The sequence below is a fragment of the Saccharomonospora halophila 8 genome, from assembly GCF_000383775.1.
Lineage (GTDB): Bacteria > Actinomycetota > Actinomycetes > Mycobacteriales > Pseudonocardiaceae > Saccharomonospora > Saccharomonospora halophila.
Window position 1 is genome coordinate 16,057 of record NZ_KB912486.1, and the last position, 3,248, is coordinate 19,304.

Here is a 3,248-nt window from a genome sequence, read left to right on the forward strand (position 1 = left end):
GGACCCGGCCAGGTCCACGCCCGGCGGCGCGCCGGCAGGGTCCACGACGTCGGACCACCCTGACCACCCGGCCGCGCGGGCGCTCCGCCCGCCGTCGGCACTGTCCGTCCCTGCTCCCGGGACGGGAAGGGGATACCGTTGCTCGACCCCGAGCCGGACACGCTCACCTTCATCGGGAACGCCACGGCACTGCTCACGCTGGGTCCGTTCACGATCCTCACCGATCCGAACTTCCTCCACCGCGGTCAGTGGGTCCACATCGGGCACGGCCTGCACACCCGGCGGCGGACCGAACCGGCCGCTCAGCCCGCGGACCTGCCCGCGCTGGACGCCGTCCTGCTGTCCCACCTGCACGGGGACCATTTCGACCGTGTCGCACGGCAGGAACTGTCCCGGGACCTGCCGATCGTGACCACCCCGCACGCCGCCCGTGCCCTCGGGCGGGCGGGATTCCGGGACACCCGCGACCTGCGGCCGTGGCACGACCACACGCTCACCCGGGACGGGGCGAGCCTCACGGTGACGGCCGTGCCCGCCCGGCACTCCGGGACGGTCCTCGACCACCTGCTGCTGCCGCCGGTGATGGGCAGCGTCGTGGAATACCGGTCCACCCCCGACGCGGGCCGGGCCGGGACCCTGCGGCTCTACCTCAGCGGGGACACCATGCCGCACCGCACCCTGCGGCCGATCCACGAGCGCTTCGGTGACCTCGACGTCGCGGTCCTGCACCTCGGTGGTACGCGCGTGCTGGGCCTGTGGTTGTCGATGAACGACCGGCACGGGGCCGATCTGCTCCAACTGCTGCGACCCGGTGCGGTGGTGCCGGTCCACCACGACGACTACGGCCTGTTCACGTCCCCGCTGTCGAACTTCCTCGTCGAGGTCGCCGCCCGGGGACTGCCGAGCCGGGTGCGGCCGGTGCTGCGTGGCGAGAGCATCCCGTTGCGCCGCGCCGGTCCGGCCCCGGAGGAGGGGTGACGGCGCACCGACCGGTCACCGCGGGTCGCGCGCCCACGTCCGCAGCCGGGAGTCGACGGCGGTGTAGACGTCCGGGTCGAGGCCCATCGTCACGTGCGAGCTGGTGACCTCCACCCCCTCGGCGCACGGGTCCTGGCACAGCTGCCACGGAGCCACGGTGTCGTGCCGCGAGTACACCGACACGCCCGGGACGTCGTCCGGAAGCCGCGCGGCGAGCAGGGCACGATTCGTCCGGTAGCACTCGCCCGCGAAGCAGTCGTCGTCGAGCACGCCGCGCACGCCCAGCGCCGCCAACCGGGCCAGGGACCGGGCCGCCCGCACGCTGCCCGGTCTGGCCCCGAGCGGGTCGAGCACCGGCGCGGCCAACATGACCAGGGCACGGACCAGGTCCGGCCTGCGCACGGCCGCCAACCTCCCGAGCCACCCACCACGGCTCTGCCCCAGCACCACCACACGCCCGCCGGTGCTCGCGGCGAGGACGTCGAGTCTGCGTTCGAGCCGGTGGAGGAGCACGGTGGTGCAGCCGAGGTTCAGTCCGGTGTGCGAGGTCTCCGGCCGGTATCCCCGCGCGGCCAGCCAGGTCCGCAGCGGGGACAGACTCCAGTCACCGACGCCGAACCCGGGTACCAGGAGCACAGCGGTCCCGCCGCCCTGCCCCGGGTCCCGCACCTGCCACACCGGGTGTCGCACCAGCCGCGGGATCATCCGCGCGGTGGCCACGAGGACCGGTTCCTGCGGTATCCACACCCGGGTTGGTACCCCGGACGGCGACCGTCAACCGTGTGACGCCGGATCGCGTCCGGGGCACGGGGCGGACAGCTCAGGCCACCAGCCGGTGCCCGCTCTCCGGGTCGAAGACGTGCGCGGACTCCGGGTCGCGCAGGCCGACCCGGATCGTCTCCCCGAACGACGGGGTGCTGTGCGCGTCGGTGCGCACGATGAACCGCTCCCGGCGCCCGCCGAGCTCGGCCCGGCCGTGGACGTAGGCGTCCGAACCGAGCACCTCGACCAGTTCGACGTCGAGCTCCAGGCCGGGTTCGCCGTCGAGCGCGGGACGCAGCCCCTCCGGCCGGAGGCCGACCGTGACCTCCCGCAGGTTCGAAGCCGCGCCGGAGCGGATCTCCCGCGACACGGGCACGGTGAGGCCGTCGACACTGGCGCCGTCGTCGGACAGGGGCGCCGTCGTGAGGTTCATGGCGGGGGAGCCGATGAACCCCGCGACGAACACGTTGGTCGGCGCGTCGTACAGCGCCCGCGGGGTGTCGCACTGCTGGAGCTCACCGTCCTTGAGCACGGCCACGCGGTGCCCCATCGTCAACGCCTCGACCTGGTCGTGGGTGACGTAGACGGTGGTCGTGCCGAGCCGTTTCTGCAGGGCGGTGATGTTGGCCCGGGTCTCCACCCGGAGCTTCGCGTCGAGATTGGACAGCGGCTCGTCCATCAGGAACACGGCGGGCTCGCGCACGATCGCGCGGCCCATCGCGACGCGCTGCCGCTGGCCACCGGACAGCGCCTTGGGTTTGCGGTCCAGATAGTCGGTGAGATCGAGCAGCCGGGCCGCCTCCCGCACCCGTTCGGCGATCTCGGTTTTGGCGACCCGCTGGATCTTCAGGGCGAAGCCCATGTTCTCCGCGACCGACATGTGCGGGTAGAGCGCATAGGACTGGAAGACCATGGCGATGTCGCGGTTCTTCGGGGACACGTCGGTGACGTCCCGGCCGCCGATCGTGATCGCGCCCTCGTCGACGTCCTCGAGGCCGGCCAGCATCCGCAGCGCCGTGGACTTGCCCGACCCGGAGGGACCGACCAGCACCAGGAACTCGCCGTCGGTGATGTCCAGGTCGAGCCGGTCGACCGCCCGGACCGGCGGGCTCCCGGGGAACACGCGGGAGGCTTCGTGGAAGGAGACGTCGGCCATGATGCGCTGGTCCTCTCGTGCGGGCGAGCCCGGTTCCCGTGCTCGCGGTGACCGAATGTCTACCGAACGGGTGACCCCTGCCGCTAGAGTTCGTTCGTCCGGTGGACTGATTAATTCACCGCAGCCGAGTCCGTGGGGAGCGGTCGTGGAACAGACCCGTCCCGTCCGGGGACAGCAACAGCACGAGCACAATCTCGCCCTGGTCGCGCGGCTGGTCGCCGCGCACGGCCCCGTCTCCCGCGCGGCGGTGGCCCGGCGCAGCGGACTGACCAAGACGACGGTCACCCAGCTCACCGGGGAGCTGCTCGACGGCGGTCTGCTGCGCGAACTCGGGCTCGGCCGCGCGGACGGC

General features: G+C 72.8%; 4 protein-coding genes. 2 read left to right on the forward strand and 2 right to left on the reverse strand.

What is annotated here, in order from left to right; all coding sequences use genetic code 11:
- The first annotated feature begins 138 nt into the window (after positions 1-138).
- Complete coding sequence (locus SACHA_RS0102495; protein ID WP_019806956.1) at positions 139-978, forward strand: MBL fold metallo-hydrolase; 840 nt, start codon at positions 139-141, stop codon at positions 976-978.
- Positions 979-993: 15 nt separating this feature from the next.
- On the opposite strand, the gene SACHA_RS0102500 is transcribed toward SACHA_RS0102495, so the two are convergent.
- Together SACHA_RS0102500 and SACHA_RS0102505 are read right to left on the reverse strand one after the other, a co-directional pair.
- A complete protein-coding gene (locus SACHA_RS0102500; RefSeq protein WP_083935759.1) occupies positions 994-1,683 on the reverse strand; it encodes an esterase/lipase family protein in 690 nt (229 codons plus the stop codon).
- Between the two features lie 115 nt (positions 1,684-1,798).
- Positions 1,799-2,896: an ABC transporter ATP-binding protein gene (locus tag SACHA_RS0102505; protein ID WP_019806958.1), complete on the reverse strand. Its 1,098-nt coding sequence runs from the start codon at positions 2,894-2,896 to the stop codon at positions 1,799-1,801.
- Between the two features lies 1 nt (position 2,897).
- Here SACHA_RS0102505 and SACHA_RS26560 point away from each other — a divergent pair.
- A partial coding sequence (locus SACHA_RS26560; RefSeq protein ID WP_408640313.1) for a DNA glycosylase AlkZ-like family protein occupies positions 2,898-3,248 on the forward strand: 351 nt, incomplete at its 3' end.

Bases quoted from the DNA above. Each gene is read 5' to 3' on its own strand.
- SACHA_RS0102505 (WP_019806958.1), bottom strand. From the start codon at position 2,896: ATGGCCGACGTCTCCTTCCACGAAGCCTCCCGCGTGTTCCCCGGGAGC.
- SACHA_RS0102500 (WP_083935759.1), bottom strand. From the start codon at position 1,683: ATGATCCCGCGGCTGGTGCGACACCCGGTGTGGCAGGTGCGGGACCCG.